We start from the raw sequence: 23,666 nt of genomic DNA, 5'->3' as shown, positions 1-23,666 counted from the left end.
CCTAAGGGTTGTGGTGCACATGGATGTGGTTGTATGTGGATAGTAATGAACCATTCTCTTTGTTTCTATTATCGTTTTTGATAAGTGTTGCAAAAGTAAGAATAAAAACAATCAATTTATAACTTTTTGCCTTATTTTTCTTATAAAATAATTTTAGCTTTACAAAATGTCATTAATAACAAGAATAATACTATATTTGCAAGCCAGAAAACAGTACAATTATGCAAGAAAAAGCACAAAATACTTCCGTATTGCTAATTTACACCGGTGGAACCATCGGTATGATTGAAAATGAAAAAACCGGAGCACTCGAAAATTTCAACTTCGAGCAGCTCAGACATCATATTCCTGAGTTGAAACAACTCAATTTCACCATCGATTCTTTGCAGTTTAATCCTCCTATGGACTCATCCGACATGGACCCGGAGATCTGGAAAAAACTGGCACAGATCATTGGCGAGAACTATGACAACTATTTCGGTTTTGTGATTCTTCACGGTACGGATACAATGGCTTATACGGCATCGGCATTGAGTTTTATGCTGGAAGGGCTCAATAAGCCTATCATTTTCACCGGTTCACAGCTTCCCATAGGCGTACTGCGTACGGATGGCAAAGAAAATCTAATGACCAGCATTGAAATTGCAGCCGCACATGATGCCGAAGGCAATCCCATTGTACCCGAAGTATGCATCTTTTTTGAAAATCACCTGATGCGTGGTAACCGTACCACCAAGATGAATGCCGAAAACTTCAATGCATTTCGTTCTTCCAACTACCCCATACTGGCCGAAGCAGGTATTCATATCCGTTTCCACCGCATGCATATTCATCAATACGAAGAAGGCAGGCAGTTAAAGGTGCATACCTGGCTCAACAGTAACATCGCCGTATTGAAACTCTTTCCGGGCATACAAGAAAACGTAATGGCGGCTACCTTGGCTATCGACGGACTAAAAGCATTGGTACTGGAGACTTACGGATCGGGTAATGCTCCCAGCAAACCGTGGTTTATCCGGTGCCTGAGTGAAGCCTGCGCCAAAGGCATTGTCATAGTCAACGTAACGCAATGCAACGCCGGCACGGTGGAAATGGAACGCTACAATACCGGTTACCAATTATTGCAGGCAGGGGTTGTTAGTGGATATGACAGCACCACAGAATCGGCCGTAACTAAACTGATGTTTCTAATCGGACACGGATACTCTCCCGAGGAAATCAGAGAACGAATGAATCACTCGCTAGCAGGTGAAATCACAGTTTAACAGATTCAAGGCAAGTACCCATCTTCATTCTGATTATTTTCATTACTTTTGTCATTGTTCTACAAATAAAGAAATTGAATGGCAAAGGAAAAGAGCGTTTATGTGTGCAGCAACTGCGGACAGGAATCACCTAAGTGGATTGGGAAATGTCCCGGTTGTGGAGAATGGAATACGTATGTGGAAGAAATCATCCGCAAAGAAAGCGGACCGAAAAAGGTTTCAACCGGTATGGAAAGCGTAAAAACCCGCCCCATTACGCTCAACGAAATCGAAGCGGCCGATGAGCCTCGTATTGATATGTACGACGAGGAGTTGAACAGGGTTTTGGGAGGCGGACTGGTGCAAGGTTCGCTGGTGTTGATAGGTGGTGAACCGGGCATCGGAAAATCGACCTTGGTTTTACAAACCGTGCTTCGCATCCCCGAAAAACGCATTCTGTACGTATCCGGTGAAGAAAGCGCGCGTCAGCTTAAGCTCAGAGCCGACCGTTTAGGAAGTGCTTCGGGTGAATGCCTCATTGTTTGCGAAACATCACTGGAGCAAATATATGTTCACATTAAGAATACGCGTCCCGACCTTGTTATTATCGACTCCATACAAACCATTTCGACAGAGATACTTGAATCTTCGCCCGGGAGTGTAGCGCAGGTTCGTGAATGCTCCGCGTCCATTCTCCGCTTCGCCAAAGAGAGTCATACACCCGTTATCCTGATCGGGCACATCAATAAGGAAGGAAGCATTGCCGGTCCCAAAGTGCTGGAACACATAGTCGATGCGGTCCTTCAATTTGAAGGAGATCAGCATTACATGTATCGTATTCTCAGAAGCATCAAAAACCGATTTGGCAGTACGGCCGAGCTAGGCATTTATGAAATGCGGCAAGACGGGCTCCGACAAGTAAACAATCCTTCCGAATTATTGTTATCACAAGATCACGAAGGGATGAGCGGCGTAGCCATTGCATCTGCTATTGAGGGCGTTAGGCCTTTTCTGATAGAAACACAAGCTCTTGTTAGTTCGGCTGTTTATGGGAACCCGCAACGATCGGCAACAGGCTTTGATCTGCGAAGGATGAATATGCTATTGGCCGTTCTTGAAAAGCGGGTGGGCTTTAAACTGGCTCAGAAAGATGTATTTTTAAACATTGCCGGAGGTATAAAGGTGAATGATCCGGCCATTGACCTGGCAGTTATTAGCGCCATACTGTCTTCCAACATGGATACAGGGATAGAGAGTGGCATGTGCATGGCCGGTGAGATAGGATTATCAGGAGAGATAAGACCCGTAAACCGTATTGAACAACGCATTGCTGAAGCCGAAAAATTAGGTTTCCGTCAGTTTGTTCTTCCCAAATATAATTTGCAGGGCATTGACACCAAACGGATTAAGATTGAGCTTATTCCTGTTAGAAAAGTAGAGGAAGCATTCCGGGCTTTATTTGGATAAACCGGAATTTTATTTCATATATAAATTTAGAATGATACAAGAATACCAACTTAGAATTCTGCCAGAGCAGGCAGCCAACGAGCAGGTACTGAAGCAGTACATTGCCCGTGAAAAGGGTGTGAAACCAGATACGATTTATGCCATTCGCATACTAAAGAGAAGCATCGATGCCCGACAACGAACCATCTACCTCAATCTGGGTGTACGTGTTTACATCAACGAAATGCCTTCGGGGGATGAATTTCAAATAACCGAATACCGAAGTGTCGAGAATAAACCGCAAGTGATCGTAGTAGGTGCAGGACCCGGCGGACTCTTTGCAGCGCTGCGTCTTATTGAGCTAGGGTTGCGTCCTATCGTAGTGGAACGGGGAAAGAGTGTACGCGACCGGAAATCGGATATAGCCCTTATCAGTAGGGAGCACATCGTTAACCCTGAATCGAATTATAGCTTTGGAGAAGGCGGTGCCGGTGCGTTCTCGGACGGAAAGCTCTACACCCGCAGCAAGAAACGAGGTAATGTTGATAAAATATTAAATGTGTTCTGCCAACACGGAGCCAATCCTGCTATCCTGGCCGATGCACATCCGCATATTGGGACTGACAAGTTACCCAAAGTCATTGAAAACATGCGTAACACCATTCTGACCAACGGAGGTGAAGTGCACTTCGAAACACGTATGGATGCACTGATTATTAAGAATAACAGAGTGGAAGGGATTGAAACCAATACCGGCCAAACATTTCTCGGACCGGTTATACTGGCTACCGGACATTCAGCGCGCGACGTATATCGCTGGTTAGCCGAAAACAACGTTCCCATTGAAACCAAAGGACTGGCAGTAGGTGTTCGCTTGGAGCATCCTTCCGAACTGATAGATCAGATTCAATACCATCGGAGAGAAGGCCGCGGCTCATATCTTCCGGCTGCCGAGTACAGTTTTGTCACCCAAGTAAAGGAAAGAGGTGTATATAGTTTCTGCATGTGTCCGGGTGGCTTCGTTGTACCGGCCGCAAGCGGTCCCGAACAAGTTGTTGTCAATGGCATGTCGCCCTCCAACCGAGGTTCTAAATGGAGTAACTCGGGAATGGTGGTTGAAATACGACCCGAAGATACAGAGGTAGACCAATGGCTCGTGGCCAATGGCAAGGCCGATAAAGTAGAAAGTGTTTTAAAACTGATGCACTTTCAGGAAGAATTGGAAAGGCAAAGCTGGCTGCAAGGAGGCATGAAGCAAACGGCACCGGCGCAACGTATGGTCGACTTCACCAACCGCAAATTGGGAGTCGATTTGCCGAAGTCTTCGTATAGCCCCGGCTTACTTGCCTCACCGCTTCATTTCTGGTTGCCCGATTTCATCTCAAAAAGGTTGGCACAAGGATTTTTGCAGTTCGGAAAAAGCTGTCATGGCTTTTTAACCAACGAAGCTGTAATGATGGGTGTTGAAACACGAACTTCATCACCCATACGAATTGTGCGCGATAAAGAAACGATGCAACACATCACTATTGCAGGCCTATTCCCTTGCGGAGAGGGTGCGGGATACGCAGGAGGTATCGTATCTGCGGGCATGGATGGGGAACGATGTGCAGAAGCCGTTGCTGCCTTCCTGAACAATCCGGCTTAAATAGAATGCTCTTATGGAAATAGCAATCATCAACCCCGATACATTATCGGCTATCGGACTCAAAAAGTTGCTCAGTGAAATAAGCGAGGAATTTATTATCCGTACGTTTGCCGACTACGGTACATTTGCCGATGATACCCCTGATATGTATACGTGGTACTTTGTTTCTTCGCAAACCTACGTACTGTATAATTCATTTTTTCTCCCTCGCAAAGAAAAAACGGTTATTCTGATGCACGGCATAGGACTCAATACCGCATCGGGCGGAAATCATATATTGAATATTTTCCTTCCGGAGAAAATGATGAAAGCTGAATTAAGCAAATTCTTCTCCGATAGCATTCCACTCCCTCCTCCGCACGAGGAGGCTGAGCTATCGGCACGCGAAATAGAAGTGCTTGTTCTCATCACCAAAGGGTATATAAACAAAGAGATAGCCGATAAGCTGAACATCAGTCTCACGACGGTTATCACTCACCGCAAAAACATCACTGAAAAGTTGGGAATCAAATCGGTTTCCGGACTTACGATGTATGCCGTGATGAACGGATATGTAGAAGCAGACCGTATATAATCCTCATAAATTAGGATTGTATAGCCCAAATATAAACTGTTTCTTTGCCCTCGTTACAATCAATACGGCGTTTCCCGGTCCCGGTCATACAGAAAAAGGATCCAAGGATGCTGTATTCACTAAATTCTGGTTTATTATGAAGAAAAATAAATTTCTATTAAGCCTGGCGTTGCTGGGCTGTGTTCCAGTTTGGGCCGAAGATTTGCCCAAAGATACTGTTCGAGTGATTGATGTAGAAGAAGTGGTCGTCATTGCTACGCCTAAAGAAAGCCGAAAGCTACGTCAACAACCCTCTGCCTCAACTATTTTGTCACAAAGAGACATGCAGAATAGTCAGGTCACCTCTCTGAAAGGCCTTTCAGCACTCGTGCCAAACCTCTTCATTCCCGATTATGGTTCTAAGCTGACTTCAGCCATTTATATACGAGGCACCGGCTCGCGTATTAACAACCCTTCTGTAGGTTTGTATGTTGACAATGTACCTTTTATGGACAAATCGGCATTCGATTTCAACTATGCTGATATTGAGCGAATTGACGTATTGCGTGGACCTCAGGCTACTCTATACGGCCGCAGTGCCATGGGCGGACTGATCCGTGTATTCACCAAATCGCCGTTTAGCTATCAGGGTACTGATCTCCGTGTGAGTGCCGGAACTTATAATCAGTATAATACATCAGTTACGCATTATCATCGTGTATCCGATAAATTTGCATTTTCGGCAGGGGGGTTCTATGAATATGCAGGTGGCTTCTTTGAGAACAAGGCACTCGACAAAAACATCGATCACATCCATTCAACCGGAGGCCGTATCCGTAGTATATTCTTGCCTACGGCTAATTTAAAGTTAGACTTGAATGTGAATTACGAATACAACGATCAGGGCGGATATCCTTATGGGTTATATGATAAAAGTACGGGGAAAACAGCCGATCCGGCTTACAATTTGGAGTCGACCTACCATCGCAACTTGGTTAATACCAGCCTGAATACCGAATACAACGCCAGAAACTTCACGTTAACATCTGTAACCGGTTTCCAGTATTTGAAAGACAGACTGATGATGGATCAGGATTTCTCTGTAGCCGATAAATATAGCATCATGCAGAAACAGAAACAGCAAACCTTCAGCGAAGAGCTAACGCTCAAAAGCAAAAACAACAAACGTTGGGAGTGGCTGTTTGGAGGATTTGCTTTCTACCAGGCATTGGATACCGAGGCACCTGTTACCTTCATGGCCGACGGAATGGCAATGCTTCAAGGATACATGGACGCAGCCATGGCATCCAGTCCGGTAAAAGTAAAATTGCTAGATCAAACCATGCCGGTTTACGGATTCTACGACACCCCTACTTTGGGAGCAGCTTTATTTCATGAAAGCACGTTTAATGACCTGTTGTGGAAAGGTCTGAGCCTGACCGTAGGTTTACGTGCCGATTATGAAAAAATGGATATTACACATGACACGCACACCACCATGAGAGCACAAGCCTATATGATGGGCAACCCTATGGGAGGTGTTGTGTCAAACACCTACAGTGTTGATGGTAAGGAAGACGATGATTATTGGATTCTGCTACCTAAGTTTGCGTTGAAATATAGTTTCGATCCTAAAAACAATCTGTACGCAACCGTGAGCCGCGGATACCGCAGTGGAGGGTACAACATTCAAATGTTCTCGGATATTATTCAGGCTCAAATGATGAGAACCGGAGGCAATACGACCGATATCAGCAAGGTGATAAGCTACAAACCCGAATATGCATGGAACTATGAATTAGGAAGTCACCTTACCCTACTCGACGGTACCTTGTGGGCCGATTTGGCAGCCTTTTACATGGATACGAAAGACCAACAGATTGCTCAGTTTTCCGGCAGTGAAATGGGTAGAATGATGGTCAACGCAGGCAAAAGTCGCAGTTATGGAGCGGAAGCAGCCATACGGGCCAACGTAACCGATGAGCTTATGCTAACAGCCAACTACGGTTACACCCATGCTAGCTTTGCCGACTTTAACGACGGGAAAGCCGATTACAAAGATAACTTCGTTCCCTTCATTCCTCGTCACACACTGAATATAGGCGCTCAATACACTGTAAAATGTGACAAAAACTCTTTGTTTGACGAAGTGCGTTTCGTGGCCAATTATTCGGGAGCAGGCAAGATATACTGGACGGAAAAGAATGACGTGGCACAGAATTTCTATGGCACTGTAAACTGGAAAATATGTACTTCCATTGGTCGTGCGGAGATTGATTTGTGGTCACGCAATTTCCTTAACAAACGCTATAACACCTTCTACTTCGAGTCATCGGGTAACGGCTACGCTCAGTTGGCACGCCCCATGCAGTTTGGTGTAGACATGCGTTGTCGCTTCTAAGAAATCATTGATTGATAGCACCGCAGTATGGGCACTCCCCTTTCTCTTTTATCTTTCGGCCGCAATTACCGCATCGATATCTATAACCCATACTGTGGCGCATTCGTTGGAAACAAATGCCCGTAAAGACAGCCAAGAAAAGATAGCCCACATAAAAATGAGTTGTCAGAATAAAAAAGAAATAGCAGAAAATACAGCAAGACATCAGCCCCAGCAAATAAAAGACCGCAGCTGAAGGCGTTAATTGCCTGAACAAATCATCAAGTACCGCTAAAAATACAATTATAAACACCCAGATACTGAGTAAAAAGACTGATAGAATAACCGGTACATTGAAAGGTGATAGAGTGGGATTGAAATAATAATATTGCCAGGTTTCGGGAACAAATACCTGCATTGATTCATAAAGAGTGGCACTATAGGCCATTAATAAACAGAGAAACAAAGGATATACGCTATCAATATCATTAAAATAAACCAGTTGAAGCTGTTTCTTACGGAACACCCTAAAAAGCCATACTCCTACAAACACGAAGAAAATAATGACAAAGTAAGAAGCGTGTGTATCACTGAAAAAATGAATGAATTGCGATATGCTGTCGGACGGTACAAAGTTCTGAACCAATTCGCTCTGCCGAATCCAGCCCTGCACTTCCTGTGAATGAGCCACTTTCACCCAAATGCTGTCAACGCTGTCGGTAGCATGTACATTTAATTCTGCAACCACTACCCTATCGCCTTTATGTAAGTAAGTAAACGAGTTTTTTACCGGTAACCGTTCCAGTGCAACCGAATCAGCAAACACCTCCAAATTGGTGTTCTCTTTCAATGCACTTATCTGCCCCTCTTCCCGGGGATACCGACAAGAAACCAACAATAAGAGAAGAACGAGTAAACCAAGCAAGTTTTTCATACGGCACTTACCTTCATCTGACAGTTTTTACAATCAAAACTTAAACGGAATCGTTTTCCATCGGAAGAGACCAGGTAATACGGTTCCTTATAAGGTGAACGGCCTTTTTGATGTACCGGACACCAGCCCATGCTAAAGCGCAGGCAATGCTTGCAGAACATCAATACCGCATCTTCAACCGGTTGTTTTTCAAACGCCGGAGCAATATTCTTCACCCCGTGAGCCGCATAGAAAGAATGCGCTTTGGAGTTCATGACATTACCCAAATACGTAAGTTCCGTTTGCGGATAGGCATGTGAGGTCGATTTCCATACAGATACCTCGCGCTTATAATTGATGCTGCGTAGGGTTAACAATTCGTCCACCGCTTTACGACGTAAATCGGCTAAAGCAGACACCGGGATAAACCAGTTATCGGAGAAGCGAACCTCTACCTTAATTGCCTCAAAAGGTGTATTGCCTAACTTGGCCAACTGTTCCTCCAGATTCTTAGTTTGTGGCGAACGAGCCAATTCTTTGTCACGGGGCAAAGCCAATGTCACCAAGTTACGATCCTCATCCGTTAGCGCAAGGGAGAATCCGAAAACATGATCCTCTAAAAGCAATTCAACCGCTATTTTTCGCTTGGCCGATTCACGTGACAGTATTTTTTCAAACTCCTGATCATAGTTACGATACAAAACAGTTCGTTGTTTAATTTCGGGCATCTCCTGCAAAAACAATTTATTGCCATCCACCCTGTTAATTCGGAACCCTTGCAAGGTTCCTTTTTCATCAAGATAACAAACCCCGTCGCCGTTGTTAAATGACTTCAAACCGGCTACAGTCAAGTAATTGCCTCTTATCTCTTTCACTGTTCCCATCTCCTCGCCCAGTGATTTAGGCGTATCAAAAGAAGCGATATCACGATCACGTCCATTCACAAAATAATGAGTAAAACCTCTGCTGAAACTCTTATCCAGCTGGGGTTTAAAGTCAAAGTAGCAAGTCCCCGAGGAAGCTCTTATCAGGTCGGGCCGGCGATTCAGTATTTCATCCAGTTTCTGGCGATAAGCCGCTGTTACATTCTTCACATACGAAACATCCTTCAACCGTCCCTCAATCTTAAAGGAAGACACACCGGCATCGATTAACGCCTCCAGCTGGTTTGACTGGTTCATATCTTTTAATGACAACAAATGCTTGTTACTCACCATGACCTGATTATCGGCATCGACCATGTTGAAAGAAAGACGGCAAAACTGAGCACATTCGCCCCGGTTTGCGCTTCTACCGAAACAAGCCTCACTAACGTAGCACTGACCGCTGTAACTAACACAAAGAGCACCGTGTACAAAGGCTTCCAAAGCCACATCGGGATTTTCGCGATGAATGCGGTCAATCTCCTTCAAAGACAGTTCACGCGCTAACACTACCTGACGAAAACCTGCATTAGCTAGAAATTTGACTTTATCAGATGTTCTATTATCGGTTTGCGTACTAGCATGCAAAGGAATGGGAGGCAGGTTCAAACCCGTTATGCCCATGTCTTGTACGATGAGAGCATCTACACCCATGCCATATAGCTCCCAAATCATCTTTTCGGTTTCTAACAATTCTTCTTCTTTCAAGATTGTGTTTACCGTTACATAAATGCGGGCATTATACAGATGTGCGTGCTTCACCAGCGTTTGTATGTCGTCAAGTGAGTTGCCTGCTGCCGAACGGGCACCAAACTTGGGTGCGCCAATATATACGGCGTCGGCACCGTGATTAATAGCTTCCAAGCCACACTCCAGATTCTTAGCCGGTGCCAGCAACTCTATGTTACGCAGTTTCCTCATTATTTAATATCTTCTATATTGTAAGGCGTTTCTTGGTATACGAAATAGTTCAGCCAATTGGAGAACAAGAGATTGGCGTGTCCTCTCCAACGCACAAGCGGTTCTTTGGTCGGGTCATTATCTCTGTAGTAGTTTTGAGGCAACTCTATGGGCAAGCCTTTTTCTTTGTCTCTGCGGTACTCCACATCTAAGGTGAAAGGAGAATACTCTGAATGCCCGGTCACGAAAAACTCTCTGCCTTCACGACCTTCTACCATGTACACACCCGCGCCTTCAGATTCAGAAAGCAACTTCAGCTGGGGCACATTCAATATATCTTCTTTTCTCACTTCCGTATGGCGACTATGAGGAACGTAAAACACATCATCGAAACCACGAAATATAGGATGAAGCGGGTCGAGTGCCAAATGCTCGTAAACGCCAAACTTCTTTTTCTCGAGCGGGTACTTCGGAATTCCATAATGATGGTACAACCCTGCTTGTGCCGCCCAACAAATATAAAAAGTGGAAGTAACGTGCGTGCGTGCCCAGTCGAATATTTCGGTAATTTCGTTCCAGTAACTAACTTCTTCATAATCCATCAGTTCCACCGGAGCACCGGTTATAATCATACCATCGAACTTCTGATGACGCATTTCATCAAAATCATTATAAAAAGTCTGCATGTGCTCTATGGGTGTATTCTTAGAGGTGTGGCTTTTTATTTTCATGAATGAAATTTCCAACTGAAGCGGTGTGTTTGAAAGTAAACGCACCAGATCTGTTTCCGTTGTGATTTTAAGCGGCATCAGGTTCAACACCACCATGCGTAGTGGACGAATGTCCTGTTGATTGGCACGCGAAGAATCAATAACGAAAATATTTTCTCCTTTCAAAATTTCTATTGCAGGAAGCTTATCGGGTAAGTTTAATGGCATAATATCCTCCGTTGTTACTTGTTTCGGCTGCAAAAATAGCAAAAAAAGAAGTTAGTAAGCACAGAATCAGCGACAAAGCTTGTTTATGTCAAAGCATTTAACGATTGTTCTTATTTAGAAAAGATACAAATTAAAACAAATTAAAGGGCAAACATGGGTGACTAATCAATAAAACTCTTATTTTTGCGCAACTAATTAGTACTAATATTTAAAATTTTGACAAAATGGCTTACGTAATTACTGATGACTGTATTGCTTGCGGAACTTGTATTGACGAGTGTCCGGTAGAAGCTATCTCTGAAGGAGATATCTATTCAATCAACCCTGACGTATGTACTGATTGCGGTACTTGCGCAGATGTTTGTCCTTCTGAAGCAATTCACCCTGCAGAATAATTCCTGTAAGGTAGAATATAAAAAAAGACTGTCTCCACAAGAGGCGGTCTTTTTTTATATATACTCTCCCCCCATTTCCTGCCCAGCAATTTAAAATTGCAGACCAACTTTTTAAAATTATAGGCGTAGAAATAAAAATCGCAGACCAACAATCTCGCTTTTGTCTAAAGAGAAGTCTTTAGCCCTACAGTCATGTCAACTATTGCAACTGAAACCATATTAACAAAATAAAAAACAGCTCATCTATCTCTTAAAAACAGTACATTGTTCTCCTAAGAACAAATACCCAAACCTTGGGAGAAATGTCCACTTACCACACATCAGAAACAGCTCTACCACTCTCAAAAAAACGACAGTTCAAAGGAACAAATCGCCTTACTAAGAGAAATCATGACAGTGCAATCGCAAAACTCACCCAAAACTCAACCCAAATCTTCTTATCTATATTTTTAATATAATATTAATATATTGGGGTGAAAAGAGAGGTGAAAACGATTTTTCATTACACCCACAACGAGCTGATTTTCAATAAATTAAAAGCATAATTTTAGGGGTGAAAAGAGGGGTGAATAAATTTCGGTTATTTATTTCAACAAACGAAAGAACCCGCCAAACACCGCTTATTCAAGGTGTTAACCGCCAACTAAAGGCTGCAAATACAGGGCATCAAACTCAAATCACCGGAGCTTAAACCAATAAAATCACAGCCTTGCAACAGGCAAGTAGTTAAGAACTGTTTTAGGCACAAACACAACACCATGCAATTTAGGCTTTAAATCTCTTCTATTGAAAAATAACACAAAAACCAAAGCCGAGTACGCCAAGATAACTAAAACATAACAGAGAGCCTTAAAAAGACATCCTTGAGCATTTAACAAACAAGAAGCAACCATACTTTTGCAAATAAAGCAATTATGAGGAGATGAATTGATTCGAGCGCATCTGGTAACACATTGAGGAAATTTAGTCAGAGAAAGGTCGTTAACAATCAATTTGATAACTATACACAAGACCAATAGAGAGTTTCCACAAACACTTGTATGTATTTAAGAATAAAACAATAACTTCCTGCCTGCCAAACAAAAAAGGAGTCGGGCTTGTCGCCTGACTCCTTTTTCTTTGCTCAGCAAATGTCGGGGTGAGAAGATTCGAACTTCCGACCACACGCCCCCCAGACGCGTACTCTAACCGGGCTGAGCTACACCCCGAATTCGGAGCACAAAGTTACAACTTCATTTTTAAAGTCCAAACTTTGGGCGCTCTTTTTTTTAGCTTTTGGCGTTTTTCAGGTTCTCATCAAGAGCCCATGCACTCTCTGTAGAAGTCGAGCATCTCGAAGATTTCGTCCTTAGTGGCTGATTGATTGATACTTACGTCGCCTACCTCTTTCAACAGGGTGAAATTAATGATGCCCGAAGAATTTTTCTTATCATGCAGCATGTATTCGTATAACCGGTCGTAGGTTTTACAATCAATAAAGAACGTTCCGTAGTTTTCTTTAATGAACTGAATGGTTTGACGCATCTTATCAGTAGGGAACCCGGCTTTGACGTTCGACAGGTAGAGCTCGCACACCACTCCCCAAGCCACGGCATAGCCGTGTAGCACATGGCGGTTTTCTGCCAATGCCAGACTCTCAAAGGCGTGACCTACCGTATGCCCCAGGTTAAGGGCCTTGCGGATGCCGTGCTCAAACGGATCTTGCTGCACAATGTCCTCCTTCACTTGCACAGACCGACCTACCAGCTGTTTCAGTTCGCTGTAGTCAATGTGCTCAGTGTTGAAGGTAAGCAGCTCGCTCCAATGGGCAGGGGTACTTATTAATCCGTGTTTCAGCATTTCAGCATAACCCGACAGGAAGTTGTAGCGGTCAAGGCTGCGCAGGAATTCGGTTTCAATCAGTACGCTGGAAGCAGGAAAGAAGGAACCTATTTCATTCTTCAATCCGTTGAAGTTAATTCCGGTCTTCCCTCCTACCGAGGCATCGACCATAGCCAACAAGGTAGTGGGAATATTTATATAGGCTATGCCTCGCTTGAATGTAGCTGCCGCGAAGCCGCCCAGATCGGTCACCATGCCTCCGCCTACATTGATCAGCAGGGAATGACGACTGGCTCCTTTTTCACTCAATGCCTGCCACACGCTGGCAAGGGTATCGAGGGTTTTATGGGTATCTTCGGCACCAATAACTATTTCAACAGCATTTTTTAGCGGACTTAGTTCACGAAGTGCGGGCATGCACAAGGAGGTGGTATGCTCGTCGGTTAACACAAACAGCTTGTCGTGCGGACACTTTTCAATGGCTTGCTCCAGACTGTGTTCCAGACTTTCGCACAGAATGACATCTTGTTTACTCATATTGCAAAAGGGTTTCTTTACGATGCAAAGATAGGACTTCCGCACACAACTGAAAGCGCAGAACTTAAAAAAGTGAAATCAAGGGGCACTTAACGGGTGGTTTCACCATGTGTTTAGGCAAAATTGGTATCTTTGTACGAAACTATATAATGTGATTTGTATTATGAAAGCCATGTTGCCTTTATTTTGTCGTCCGTTGGGCTACGTAATTTTACTTGTGTCGTTGTTTTTACCCTTTATGATGGTGATGCAGGGCGCTATTACGGATAGTAATTTGTTGTTTTACAAAGAATGCATCAAACTGCTGATGATGGTGGGTGCATTGATGATTTTAATGGCGCTGACCAAAAATGAATCGGAAGAGACAGAAGCCATACGGATAAAAGCTATGCGCAACGCTGTTTTTATCACCATAGCGGTTATCTTCGGAACCATGTTGTATCGTGTTTCTAAAGGCGATTTGGTTACGGTCGATACGTCTTCTTTTCTTTCGTTTTTAATTATTCATGTGATTTGTTTGGAGTTTGGTCTTAAAAAAGCGGCTGTTGATCGATTTTTCAAAAGATAAGTTGCATTTTGATTAAACCTTTTGGGCTGTAGCTTGTCAAAAAGGCATTGTTATCACTCAATGCAACACTAATGAAAAAAATTCTGATTGGGATGACCATGCTTTTTGTTGGCTTGTTATCCGTCTATGCGCAAAACAAAAACATTACAGTATCGGGAATTGTCGTAGAGGCCGAAACAAAGGAACCGATCTTGCAGGCTACTGTAAGATTGCTCTCTTTACCCGACAGTACGTACGTTGCCGGTGCGGCTACGCTGGCAAAGGGTGCTTTTACGCTTCCTAAGGTGAGCGCGGGCAAATATGTATTGTCCGTTTCTTACATCGGGTTCAAAACCCGAAACGTTCCCGTACAGTTATCTTCGGCCAACACAAGCAAAAACGTGGGTACGGTGGCGTTGAAAACCGATGCTATATTATTAAAAGAGGCTGTAGTCACAGCCGAAGCTCCTCAGGTAACAGTAGCGGAAGACACGTTAGTTTATAATTCGTCTGCTTACAGGGTGCCGCAAGGGGCCATGTTGGAGGAGTTGGTTAAGAAATTGCCCGGCGCACAGATAGCCGACGATGGTTCTATCACCATCAACGGCAAGACAATTAAAAAGATCATGGTGAACGGCAAGGAGTTCTTTTCGCAGGACACGAAAGTGGCCATGAAGAATCTGCCCGTTGAAATGATTGAGAAGGTGAAATCGTATGATAAGAAGTCCGACTTGGCACGTATCACTGGTATTGAAGATGGTGAGGAGGAAACGGTTCTCGACTTGTCGGTCAAAAAAGGCATGAATCAGGGTTGGTTCGGTAACATGGACCTGGGCTATGGTAGCGAAGAAAGGTACATCGGCAAGGCTATGTTGAACCGTTTTGCCGACGGTGACCAGTTTAGCGTCGTGGCCAATGCCAACAACATCAACGACCAGGGATTTCCCGGCGGCGGTGGCTTCCGCATGGGCGGAGGATCAAACAACGGGGTGAATGCACTCAAGACTACGGGTCTTAACTTTGCGACAGAATCGAGTAAACTAGAACTTGGTGGCGATGTGACTTATAGTTATTCGGACAAAGACATTCAGACAAAGAGTTTGTCGGAGAGCTTCTTACAAAACACTTCTTCTTTTTCCAAAAGCCTGAGGTCGCAAATTAATAAATCGGAAACGGTCAACGCTGATTTTCGTTTGGAATGGAAACCGGATAGCATGACGAATATCATTTTCCGCCCGTCGATGTCGTACTCTTCCGGCGACAATTTTTCGAACTCTCTTTCTCTCACTTCCGACGCCGATAATCTGGCTCAGTATATGCTGTCTGATAATCTATTTCAGGATGACTTAGACGATGTGAATCTGGTTAACTACAACATGCGCAAAACATCAAATCTGAGCAAAGGATTCTCTACCGATGGCAATTTGCAGATTAACCGCAAGCTGAATAGCAAAGGGAGAAATATTACCTTAAGGCTTACTTACGGATACAACGATGACGACTCCGACCAGTATGCTGAATCGAAGGTACGCTATTTTAAAAAAGATTCCACTTCACTCACCAATCAGTATATTGAAAATGTAGGTAGCGGCTACAATTACCGGATTCAAACAACGTATAGTGAGCCGGTCTTCACAAACCGTTTTTTGCAGTTCAGCTATAGCTATCAGCATAGGTACCAGAAGACGGATAAGGACACGTATGACTACATGAACCCGGACGATTACATGAATAATAGGCTGGACTCGCTAAGTAAGTTTTATGAAAATAAGTACAATACGCACGAGTTCAACGTGTCGTTAAGAACGATCAGGGAGAAGTATCAATACAACATTGGGTTCAGCGTTCAACCGCAGCAATCGACAACCAGTTATGAGCAAGGAACCATCAAAGTAGATACCACACGCAACGTGGTGAATTTCTCTCCTACTTTTGACTATCGTTACCGTTTCAACAAACAGAGTATGTTACGAATCAATTACCGGGGACGTACTTCGCAACCCAGTATGACTGATTTGTTACCTATAACCGACACGTCAGATCCGTTGAATATCAGCAAGGGTAATCCTTCACTGAAGCCTTCGTACACCAATAGTTTCATGTTGTTTTATAATACTTTCTTGCCTGAGAAGCAACAGAGTATGATGGCTCGACTGACATTCTCGAATACCATAAACAGTGTAAGCAACACGGTGACTTATGATGAAGAAACAGGCGCACGCATTACGCAGCCTAAAAATATTAACGGCAACTGGTCGGCCAGCGGAGGTTTTGTTTTTAACACGCCGCTGAAAAACAAAAAGTTCACCGTCTCTACTTTCTCAGACGGATCGTATAATAATATGGTTGGATTTACAAGTTTGTCGGGACAAACTGATTCGCAGAAGAACACAACACGTAGCCTGAACTTATCGGAAAGACTCAATGGTACATTCCGAAACGATTGGTTTGAGTTTGGTTTGAATGGAGGTATCCGTTACAATGTGTCCAAGAGTACATTGCAGCCTCAAAGCGACAAGGAAACGTTTGATTATTCGTTTGGAGCCAGCAGCAATGTAACACTGCCATGGGATGTAACTGTATCTACAGATGCTTCTTATAGCATGAAACGAGGATATAGTGAAGGACTCGACAGAAACGAACTGATTTGGAATGCACAAATTGCCAAAAACTTCCTCAAAAAGAAACAGGCTACCATCAGTTTGCAGATTTATGACATCCTGAAAGAGCAGAGCAATTTATCAAGAAGCATCTCTGCCAGCATGAGACAGGATACTGAATACAATGCTATAAACAGTTATTTTATGGTGCATTTTGTGTACCGACTGAATGCGTTTGGCAAAGGAAACTCCAGAGGAGGATTTGACGGACCTCGCCCGGGCGGACGCGGCGGTCGTGGTGGCTTCGGAGGAGGTCGTCCGTTTTAAAAACGAACAAACCAGTTAATTCAATAGATAAATGCCTACGGGCGTTTATTAAGTTCCAACACGGGCAAACTGTGTTGGAACTTTTTTTATCATGACTGCTTATTGTTTTATTCGTATTGTTTTTTGTATATTTGTTTGAAGAACATAAATCATACGTATTCCATCATGGCCGACTTGAATTTATTTGCCGGAGAAATAGCCGGAGTGATCTTTAAACTGATCTACTTCGGAGCAATTATCGGAACCATCACTGTGGTGATTCTGGATAATAGAAATCCTGTGAAAACAATGGCCTGGATACTGATTCTGATGTTCTTGCCTCTTGTGGGACTTGTCTTTTATTTCTTCTTTGGCAGAAGCACTCGCCGAGAACGCATCATCAGTAAAAAAACTTATAACCGTTTAATGAAGAAGCCTATTGCCGAATACCTGGCGCAAGAGAATTCTTCATATCCGCAAATGTATGCTCGACTCATTGAGCTTTTCAAAGAGACTAATCAGGCGCTTCCCTTTGAAGGCAATCGAATGGAGATATTTACCGAAGGCTATGCTAAGTTGCAGGCATTGATACAGCAGCTCTATCGGGCTAAGCACCACATACACATGGAATATTACATCATTGAAGATGATGCGGTAGGCCGCTTAATTCGCGATGTGCTCATTGATAAAGCACGCGAGGGAGTTGAGGTGAGAGTGGTATATGATGATGTGGGGTGCTGGCATGTACCGGGTAGCTTTTTCGAAGAGATGAAGAATGCAGGCATTGAGGTTCGGGCCTTTCTTAAAGTTCGTTTCCCTCTGTTTACAAGCAAAGTAAACTATAGGAATCACAGAAAGATAGTGGTGATTGACGGCCGAATAGGTTTTGTGGGTGGAATGAATCTTGCTGAAAGGTATCTGAGGGGATTTGCTTGGGGAGAATGGCGTGATACGCACATCATGATAGAAGGTAAGGCCGTGCATGGTTTGCAAACAGCTTTTCTGCTCGACTGGTATTTTGTAGACAGTACCTTAATCACTTCTTCACGTTATTTCCCACGTATCGAGTCTTGTGGAGACTCCATGGCACAGATTGTAACCAGTGACCCCATCGGTCCCTGGAAAGAAATTATGCAAGGGCTTGTGATGGCTATATCGCAAGCTCAGAAATACTTTTATATACAGACTCCGTATTTTTTGCCTACAGAACCCATTTTGGCTGCCTTGCAAACAGCGGCATTGTCGGGCGTGGATGTACGTTTAATGTTACCTGCTCAAGCCGATAACCGAATTACGCATCTGGGGTCATTCTCTTATTTGAAAGATGTGATGAGCGCGGGAGTCAAGGTTTATTTTTACAGAAGAGGGTTCCTACATTCCAAATTAATGGTTGCCGATGATTATCTTGCAACGGTAGGATCTACCAATGTCGATTTTCGTAGTTTTGAGCACAACTTTGAAGTGAATGCTTTTGTGTACGACACACAAACGGCATTGGCCATGAAGGAGGTTTTCCTCAATGACCAGCGCAAATGCAGTCAGGTGTTTCTGAAAAACTGGATCAAACGTCCACTAAAACAGCGGGCTGCCGAATCAGTCGTCCGACTTCTCGCTCCGTTGCTCTGAAGAGAAAAAGGAAAAATTCACACTTCCGTAAACTCTCTTTTCAATGAAATGTGGATGGTCTTCAAAATGGCTGGTCTTTCCATGCTCTAAAACAAACAGGCCGTCTTCCTTTAAGAGGTTATTCTGAAAGATAAGATCCGGCAAGGTTTCCAATTCACGCAAGTCATAAGGAGGATCGGCAAAGATAAAGTCGAATTGTTCTTTGCTTTTGCTCACAAACTTAAATACGTCTCCCCGGATAGGTATGCATCTGTCTGTTTTGACTTCCTGCATCACCTTACAGATAAAGCTATAATGCGCACTTTCTTTTTCGATCGAGATGACTTTGTCACATCCTCTGGATACAAGCTCCAGACTGATACTTCCGGTACCTGCAAAAAGATCGAGTGCGGTTACACCATCCTCGAAATCAATATAATTACTTAATACGTTAAACAGGTTTTCTTTTGCAAAATCAGTCGTAGGCCTTGCTTTGAATGTATGTGGAACGTCAAATCTTCTTCTTTTGTAAATGCCGCTTATAACTCGCATGATATGAGTGTTTGAATGTCTGTGAATGTACTTTGGGGAATAATAAAGACATGGGTTAAGAAACGTCTGAGCTCAAGCGCAAAACGTTCTTTATCTCTGATAGTTCCGGTCAGATGGAGTTCGTCTCTTTCCTGACTGAAATTAAGCTGTTGCCAAATGTGCAACAAATAATAAATAAGGTCTTCGGACAGCTTGTAATCGAAAGAATTAGCAAGCAAGAGCTGTCCTCGTTCAAAGCAATAGATATCCACACTCTGCTGACGAACGGTTGCATACATCTTTTTGCTGTTACCCAACTTACTCTTGGCAGAAAAATATTCTGTCATCGGAGAGGTCTGCGAATAGAATTTACCCTCGGGGAACTGCTCTGTCAGAAACAGGTGTGCGCTTTTATCCATACCGAAGATGATTACAATATTATTTTTCTTCAGTACGTTATAAAGAACCACTTCGTTTTCTTTGGGAGTGTGGTTATGATAGAAAAAGGCTTCAGCCTGTTCGTCTTCGAAAAGTTCGAGCGGAACGGTCGTGAATCTTTTACTTGTTATAATTAGGTTGACCCGTTTATAGGCATGCTTCAGCAATTCCGACTCCTGAAAGACTCTTTTCAAATTGGCTGTTAGTGAAAGCGATGTTTCAATAGACCATTCTGATAAGAAAGATTCTCCTTCCTGAAGCGGATTATATACAGAAAAAGAAAATCCATCCGTACTAAGACGGATGGATAGTGTGTACTGTTCTGTATTAGTGAAATCTATATTTTCAATTGCACCTTCGGGCATGATAATACGATTATTTATTCCCAGTTTCCTGCGTTGTTATTTGGCGTTTCAAGTGAACCGACCATTAAACCCGGATATTTATTCAACTTAATTTGAAGGTCTTTCATGTTAGCAATTTCTTGCTGGTCAAGGCCATTCAAATATACATCATACGGAGTTTTTACTTCTAACAAGTAGATAGGAGCTCCAGATTTTGTGGTACTGTTCTTTGTGGCCATTTCAAACTGAGCGCCATTACCGAAAGGTACATATCTCAATGAATCAGCATCGAAACCTTTTGGGAAGATGGTATCCATGATAGCAACCCACATGGTGTCGCGTTTGAAGTTTTCCAGACCAGCAGCCTTAGCTTCCGCCCAGTTTCCGGTTTTTCTGGCTTTGTTAACAATAGCCATAGCTTTTCTTTCGTTTAACCCATCTTCCAATTGCTTGTCATTCAAAACTCCTTCTTTCATGATAAAAGGAATTTTCTGTGTTTTAACAAACTCAATCAAAGTGTCAAAGCTGGCAGTATACTTGCCTTCATTGCGCATACGATACTCCTGTTGTGCTTTACGGATATCCATAAGGCGCGCAATAACCTTTTTTTCTCTAAACTTTTGTTCTTGCTCAAATTCAATAGGACCCATGATGCTGGCATAGCAAATATATACTAATGCGCAAACGCAAAGGCCTAATAAGATATTAATTACAGCTTTCATGATAAATATGTTTTTTTTAGTTTATATTCGTAGCGCAAAAATAAAATAAATAAATCTAATTAGCCATAGTTAAGGAGACTTTTTTCTTATAACGAAATGATAAATAACTATTTAGAAAGACAAATTAAGGAAAATTTCCCTTATGAACTGACTTTTGAGCAGAATAAAACAGTTGAATTATTATCCGTTTTTTTATTATCGGGTAAAAAGGACACCGTTTTTGTGCTCAGAGGGTTTGCCGGTACAGGTAAAACATCACTGATAGGAGCTTTGGTAAAAGCGATGACTGCCTTGCAGCAAAAAGTAGTTTTGCTGGCTCCTACCGGGAGAGCCGCAAAGGTATTTTCTGGGTATGCCGGACATCCGGCCTATACCATACATAAAAAAATATATCGTCAGCAATCTTTCTCAAATGAAGTATCGAACTTTGTCGTCAACGATAATTTGAATACACAAACGTTGTTCATTGTCGATGAGTCTTCTATGATAGCCAATGAAGGGCTCTCGGGCTCAATGTTCGGCACGGGGCGTTTACTCGATGACTTGATTCAATTTGTTTATTCAGGCGTGCAATGCAGCTTATTGTTAATGGGAGACACCGCACAGTTGCCTCCAATAGGTGAGAATGAGGCTCCTGCCCTTATTTCCGACGTACTGAAAGGGTACGGTCTGGAGGTTGATGAGGCTGATTTGACTCAAGTGGTCAGACAGGAGATGAACTCGGGAATATTATTTAATGCCACCCGACTCCGTCAGTATATTACCGACGAAGGTCCTTTGTCTTTACCTAAAATCAGAGTAACGGGTTTTGCAGACATACAGGCTGTTCCCGGGGATGAGCTGATTGACAAGATAACAGCATGCTATAGCAACGACGGTATGGGTGAGACTATCGTTATTTGCCGTTCGAACAAGAGGGCTAATATTTATAATAAAGGAATTAGGAATACCATATTATATAGAGAGGATGAACTCAACTCCGGCGATTATTTAATGGTAGCCCGCAATAATTATTTCTGGACGGAGAAGTATAAAGAAATGGATTTTATAGCAAATGGGGAAATTGTTTGTGTTCGAAGGGTTCGACGAACGCGTGAACTATATGGTTTCCGCTTTGCCGATGTGGTTCTGTCTTTACCCGACCGCGATGATTTTGAAATGGAAGCCAGTGTCTTGCTTGACACACTACATGCCGACGCACCTGCTTTGCCAAAGGCCGACAATGATAGATTGTTCTATGCAGTTTTGGAAGATTATGCGGAGATTAGCATGAAGCGTGAAAGGATGAAAAAAATGAAGCAGGATCCTCATTACAATGCTTTGCAAGTGAAATATGCGTATGCGGTTACTTGTCATAAAGCACAAGGTGGGCAATGGAAAAATGTGTTCCTAGATCAGGGCTATGTGAATGAGGAGCAATTAACGCCCGAATATTTCAAATGGCTTTATACGGCTTTCACACGAGCTACTCATACGTTGTATCTGGTAAATTACCCAAAGGAACAGACTGAATAGCCGTAACAATAAAACAACGGTTTTGCCTTTTATAACATAAAAAAGGCTGCACAGAGTTGTGCAACCTTTTTTATGTGTGCTAATATATTAATCTTAAGCCAGCTTGCTTAAAGCTTCTTTTATTCTACGCATCGCCTCAACGATGTTTTCATCTGAGGTAGCATAACTCATACGAATGCAATCGGGTGCACCAAATGCCGCTCCGCCTACACAAGCCACATGACCCACCTCGAGCAGATACATAGCTAACTCGCCTGAATCGGTCACCTTTCGGCCTTCTGCAGTAGACTTTCCAAAATAAGAATCACATTTTGGGAAAAGATAGAAAGCACCTTGGGGTACATTCACTTCAAATCCGGGAATCTCTTTAGCCAACTTAACAATCAAGTCCCTTCTACGTTCAAAAGCCTGACGCATGTCTTCCACCGGCTGTTGATCACCTACATAAGCAGCTTCTGCTGCCTTTTGAGAAACCGAACAAGGTCCCGAAGTATACTGTCCCTGTAACTTATTGCAAGCAGAAACAATCCATTGTGGACCAGCAATGAAACCAATTCTCCAACCCGTCATGGCATAAGCCTTAGAGACGCCGTTTACAATTACCACTCTATCACGCACTTCCGGAAATTGAGCAATACTTTCATGTTGACCAATGTAATTAATATGTTCATAAATTTCATCAGCAATAATCACTACTTGCGGATATTTGGCCAACACTGCAGCCAAACCGGCTAGTTCCTCTTTACTGTACACAGAACCGGTAGGATTAGAAGGCGAACAAAGAATCAATGCTTTTGTCCTAGGTGTAATAGCTGCCTCAAGTTGAGCAGGAGTGATTTTAAAATCTTGTTCTATTCCTGCAGAAACAATTACGTTAGTGCCTTCGGCCAGCTTTACCATCTCGGGATAGCTCACCCAATAAGGAGCAGGGATAATCACTTCATCACCCGGACCAATAAGTGCCATCAAGACATTACACACAGATTGTTTTGCACCATTCGAGCAAAGAATCTGAGCCGGCGTATAATCCAGACCATTTTCTTTTTTAAGTTTGGCTACAATAGCATCACGAAGAGCAGGATATCCCGGTACTGGTGAGTAACGAGAAAAATTATCATCAACGGCCTTCTTCGCAGCTTCTTTAATGTGATCAGGAGTATTAAAGTCGGGTTCTCCAACACTCATGTTAATAACATCAATGCCCTGAGCCTTCAGCTCATTACTTTTTTGCGACATCGCAAGTGTCTCTGAGGGAGACAAACTGTTCAAACGGTCTGATAATTGATTCATTTCGTATCTCTTTTATTGTTGTTGAGTAAATATCGTTGCAAAATAAACGATAATATTTGATATATGAAAA

The 23,666-nt window shown here is 43.0% G+C and carries 18 protein-coding genes and 1 tRNA gene; 10 read left to right on the top strand and 9 right to left on the bottom strand.

The features are described from left to right. The first annotated feature begins 221 nt into the window (after positions 1 to 221). The 5 genes from C511_RS0102645 to C511_RS0102625 all read left to right on the top strand — a co-directional run bounded on the left by C511_RS0102645 (position 222) and on the right by C511_RS0102625 (position 7,292). Entirely contained in the window at positions 222 to 1,265 is a 1,044-nt protein-coding gene (locus C511_RS0102645) for an asparaginase (RefSeq protein WP_024995814.1), read from the top strand. A gap of 78 nt (positions 1,266 to 1,343) precedes the next feature. Then, the gene (gene radA / locus C511_RS0102640) at positions 1,344 to 2,711 is read left to right on the top strand and encodes a DNA repair protein RadA (protein ID WP_027317736.1); all 1,368 of its coding nucleotides are present in this window, start codon (positions 1,344 to 1,346) and stop codon (positions 2,709 to 2,711) included. A gap of 31 nt (positions 2,712 to 2,742) precedes the next feature. Further along, complete coding sequence (locus tag C511_RS0102635; protein WP_024995813.1) at positions 2,743 to 4,338, top strand: NAD(P)/FAD-dependent oxidoreductase; 1,596 nt, start codon at positions 2,743 to 2,745, stop codon at positions 4,336 to 4,338. A 13-nt stretch (positions 4,339 to 4,351) separates the two neighbouring features. Continuing rightward, complete coding sequence (locus tag C511_RS0102630) at positions 4,352 to 4,912, top strand: response regulator transcription factor (RefSeq protein WP_024995812.1); 561 nt, start codon at positions 4,352 to 4,354, stop codon at positions 4,910 to 4,912. 136 nt (positions 4,913 to 5,048) lie between these two features. Continuing rightward, on the top strand, positions 5,049 to 7,292 hold the full coding sequence (locus C511_RS0102625) for a TonB-dependent receptor (protein ID WP_024995811.1): 2,244 nt from the start codon (positions 5,049 to 5,051) through the stop codon (positions 7,290 to 7,292). A gap of 4 nt (positions 7,293 to 7,296) precedes the next feature. On the opposite strand, the gene C511_RS0102620 is transcribed toward C511_RS0102625, so the two are convergent. From C511_RS0102620 to metA, 3 genes are read right to left on the bottom strand one after another with little or no spacing between them, the layout of a single operon-like run. Then, on the bottom strand, positions 7,297 to 8,205 hold the full coding sequence (locus C511_RS0102620) for a hypothetical protein (RefSeq protein WP_024995810.1): 909 nt from the start codon (positions 8,203 to 8,205) through the stop codon (positions 7,297 to 7,299). Further along, complete coding sequence (locus C511_RS0102615; protein ID WP_024995809.1) at positions 8,202 to 10,028, bottom strand: peptidase U32 family protein; 1,827 nt, start codon at positions 10,026 to 10,028, stop codon at positions 8,202 to 8,204. The genes C511_RS0102620 and C511_RS0102615 overlap by 4 nt, the downstream gene beginning before the upstream one ends. Beyond that, a complete protein-coding gene (gene metA / locus C511_RS0102610) occupies positions 10,028 to 10,945 on the bottom strand; it encodes a homoserine O-acetyltransferase MetA (RefSeq protein WP_024995808.1) in 918 nt (305 codons plus the stop codon). Before metA ends, C511_RS0102615 begins: the two co-directional genes overlap by 1 nt. Positions 10,946 to 11,169: 224 nt before the next feature. On the opposite strand from metA, the gene C511_RS0102605 reads away from it, so the two are divergent. Beyond that, positions 11,170 to 11,340, top strand: coding sequence for a DUF362 domain-containing protein (locus C511_RS0102605; RefSeq protein WP_024995807.1), 171 nt, complete (start codon positions 11,170 to 11,172; stop codon positions 11,338 to 11,340). Positions 11,341 to 12,473: 1,133 nt separating this feature from the next. Here the strand turns inward: C511_RS0102605 and C511_RS0102595 are convergent. Then, a tRNA-Pro gene (locus tag C511_RS0102595) sits at positions 12,474 to 12,548 on the bottom strand. Between the two features lie 88 nt (positions 12,549 to 12,636). Continuing rightward, positions 12,637 to 13,698, bottom strand: coding sequence for a 3-dehydroquinate synthase (gene aroB, locus C511_RS0102590; RefSeq protein ID WP_024995238.1), 1,062 nt, complete (start codon positions 13,696 to 13,698; stop codon positions 12,637 to 12,639). 163 nt (positions 13,699 to 13,861) lie between these two features. On the opposite strand from aroB, the gene C511_RS0102585 reads away from it, so the two are divergent. From C511_RS0102585 to cls, 3 genes are all read left to right on the top strand, one after another. Beyond that, positions 13,862 to 14,266, top strand: coding sequence for a hypothetical protein (locus C511_RS0102585; protein WP_024995239.1), 405 nt, complete (start codon positions 13,862 to 13,864; stop codon positions 14,264 to 14,266). A 71-nt stretch (positions 14,267 to 14,337) separates the two neighbouring features. Continuing rightward, positions 14,338 to 17,172, top strand: a complete 2,835-nt coding sequence (locus tag C511_RS0102580; protein WP_027317735.1) for a TonB-dependent receptor — start codon at positions 14,338 to 14,340, stop codon at positions 17,170 to 17,172. A 165-nt stretch (positions 17,173 to 17,337) separates the two neighbouring features. Next, positions 17,338 to 18,777, top strand: a complete 1,440-nt coding sequence (gene cls / locus C511_RS0102575; protein WP_024995240.1) for a cardiolipin synthase — start codon at positions 17,338 to 17,340, stop codon at positions 18,775 to 18,777. On the opposite strand, the gene rsmD is transcribed toward cls, so the two are convergent. Genes rsmD through C511_RS0102560 form a run of 3 tightly spaced genes read right to left on the bottom strand, consistent with a single transcriptional unit; the run spans position 18,745 to position 20,791 of the window. After that, positions 18,745 to 19,308 (bottom strand): 16S rRNA (guanine(966)-N(2))-methyltransferase RsmD, encoded by a 564-nt coding sequence (gene rsmD / locus C511_RS0102570; protein ID WP_024995241.1) that lies wholly within the window; start codon positions 19,306 to 19,308, stop codon positions 18,745 to 18,747. The two genes, cls and rsmD, sit on opposite strands and share 33 nt — an antisense overlap. Beyond that, the gene (locus C511_RS0102565) at positions 19,296 to 20,090 is read right to left on the bottom strand and encodes a DUF3822 family protein (protein ID WP_027317734.1); all 795 of its coding nucleotides are present in this window, start codon (positions 20,088 to 20,090) and stop codon (positions 19,296 to 19,298) included. The genes rsmD and C511_RS0102565 overlap by 13 nt, the downstream gene beginning before the upstream one ends. Positions 20,091 to 20,104: 14 nt before the next feature. Next, on the bottom strand, positions 20,105 to 20,791 hold the full coding sequence (locus tag C511_RS0102560; RefSeq protein WP_027317733.1) for a hypothetical protein: 687 nt from the start codon (positions 20,789 to 20,791) through the stop codon (positions 20,105 to 20,107). A gap of 96 nt (positions 20,792 to 20,887) precedes the next feature. Between C511_RS0102560 and C511_RS0102555 the strand changes: the two genes are divergently transcribed. After that, the gene (locus tag C511_RS0102555; RefSeq protein ID WP_024995242.1) at positions 20,888 to 22,306 is read left to right on the top strand and encodes an ATP-dependent DNA helicase; all 1,419 of its coding nucleotides are present in this window, start codon (positions 20,888 to 20,890) and stop codon (positions 22,304 to 22,306) included. A 93-nt stretch (positions 22,307 to 22,399) separates the two neighbouring features. Here the strand turns inward: C511_RS0102555 and C511_RS0102550 are convergent, their stop codons facing one another. Next, positions 22,400 to 23,596, bottom strand: a complete 1,197-nt coding sequence (locus C511_RS0102550) for a pyridoxal phosphate-dependent aminotransferase (RefSeq protein ID WP_024995243.1) — start codon at positions 23,594 to 23,596, stop codon at positions 22,400 to 22,402. Between the last annotated feature and the right edge of the window lie 70 nt (positions 23,597 to 23,666).

It is taken from the genome of Bacteroides graminisolvens DSM 19988 = JCM 15093, from assembly GCF_000428125.1.
Classification (GTDB): domain Bacteria; phylum Bacteroidota; class Bacteroidia; order Bacteroidales; family Bacteroidaceae; genus Bacteroides; species Bacteroides graminisolvens.
Note: the sequence above shows the minus strand (reverse complement) of the source record. Positions and strands in the feature narration are given on the sequence as shown.

What these genes read in the sequence shown, in the direction of transcription:
- C511_RS0102645 (WP_024995814.1), top strand. Translation starts at nt 222, where the DNA reads ATGCAAGAAAAAGCACAAAATACTTCCGTATTGCTAATTTACACCGGT.
- radA (WP_027317736.1), top strand. Translation starts at nt 1,344, where the DNA reads ATGGCAAAGGAAAAGAGCGTTTATGTGTGCAGCAACTGCGGACAGGAA.
- C511_RS0102635 (WP_024995813.1), top strand. Translation starts at nt 2,743, where the DNA reads ATGATACAAGAATACCAACTTAGAATTCTGCCAGAGCAGGCAGCCAAC.
- C511_RS0102630 (WP_024995812.1), top strand. Translation starts at nt 4,352, where the DNA reads ATGGAAATAGCAATCATCAACCCCGATACATTATCGGCTATCGGACTC.
- C511_RS0102625 (WP_024995811.1), top strand. Translation starts at nt 5,049, where the DNA reads ATGAAGAAAAATAAATTTCTATTAAGCCTGGCGTTGCTGGGCTGTGTT.
- C511_RS0102620 (WP_024995810.1), bottom strand. Translation starts at nt 8,205, where the DNA reads ATGAAAAACTTGCTTGGTTTACTCGTTCTTCTCTTATTGTTGGTTTCT.
- C511_RS0102615 (WP_024995809.1), bottom strand. Translation starts at nt 10,028, where the DNA reads ATGAGGAAACTGCGTAACATAGAGTTGCTGGCACCGGCTAAGAATCTG.
- metA (WP_024995808.1), bottom strand. Translation starts at nt 10,945, where the DNA reads ATGCCATTAAACTTACCCGATAAGCTTCCTGCAATAGAAATTTTGAAA.
- C511_RS0102605 (WP_024995807.1), top strand. Translation starts at nt 11,170, where the DNA reads ATGGCTTACGTAATTACTGATGACTGTATTGCTTGCGGAACTTGTATT.
- aroB (WP_024995238.1), bottom strand. Translation starts at nt 13,698, where the DNA reads ATGAGTAAACAAGATGTCATTCTGTGCGAAAGTCTGGAACACAGTCTG.
- C511_RS0102585 (WP_024995239.1), top strand. Translation starts at nt 13,862, where the DNA reads ATGAAAGCCATGTTGCCTTTATTTTGTCGTCCGTTGGGCTACGTAATT.
- C511_RS0102580 (WP_027317735.1), top strand. Translation starts at nt 14,338, where the DNA reads ATGAAAAAAATTCTGATTGGGATGACCATGCTTTTTGTTGGCTTGTTA.
- cls (WP_024995240.1), top strand. Translation starts at nt 17,338, where the DNA reads ATGGCCGACTTGAATTTATTTGCCGGAGAAATAGCCGGAGTGATCTTT.
- rsmD (WP_024995241.1), bottom strand. Translation starts at nt 19,308, where the DNA reads ATGCGAGTTATAAGCGGCATTTACAAAAGAAGAAGATTTGACGTTCCA.
- C511_RS0102565 (WP_027317734.1), bottom strand. Translation starts at nt 20,090, where the DNA reads ATGCCCGAAGGTGCAATTGAAAATATAGATTTCACTAATACAGAACAG.
- C511_RS0102560 (WP_027317733.1), bottom strand. Translation starts at nt 20,791, where the DNA reads ATGAAAGCTGTAATTAATATCTTATTAGGCCTTTGCGTTTGCGCATTA.
- C511_RS0102555 (WP_024995242.1), top strand. Translation starts at nt 20,888, where the DNA reads ATGATAAATAACTATTTAGAAAGACAAATTAAGGAAAATTTCCCTTAT.
- C511_RS0102550 (WP_024995243.1), bottom strand. Translation starts at nt 23,596, where the DNA reads ATGAATCAATTATCAGACCGTTTGAACAGTTTGTCTCCCTCAGAGACA.